1 protein-coding gene is annotated in these 225 nt (G+C 64.9%); it reads right to left on the bottom strand.

The window, feature by feature from the left end; translation table 11 throughout:
- A partial coding sequence (locus ACZ9W6_RS17725; protein WP_465192502.1) for a hypothetical protein occupies positions 1-225 on the bottom strand: 225 nt, incomplete at both ends.

The raw sequence follows: 225 nt of genomic DNA, 5'->3' as shown, positions 1-225 counted from the left end.
CGGCCAGGCTGAAGGTGTTCTGGCCGACGGTGGTGCTGGCGTCGGTCCAGGTCTTGCCGTTGTCGAGGGAGACCTGCACGGTCTCGCCACTGGCCAGGTTGGCCGCCAGCGTGCCGGAGAGATCCTGTGCCGCCGTCGCGGTGATGAAGTCGCTGCTGGAAGAACCGGTATCGGCCGAGAACTGGAGGGTACTGATGGTATTGGTCGGTGTGGTGCTGTCCAGCA

Source organism: Vogesella lacus, assembly GCF_979366295.1.
The sequence above is the reverse complement of the archived record's forward strand: the minus strand, read 5'-3'. Positions and strand labels throughout refer to the sequence as shown.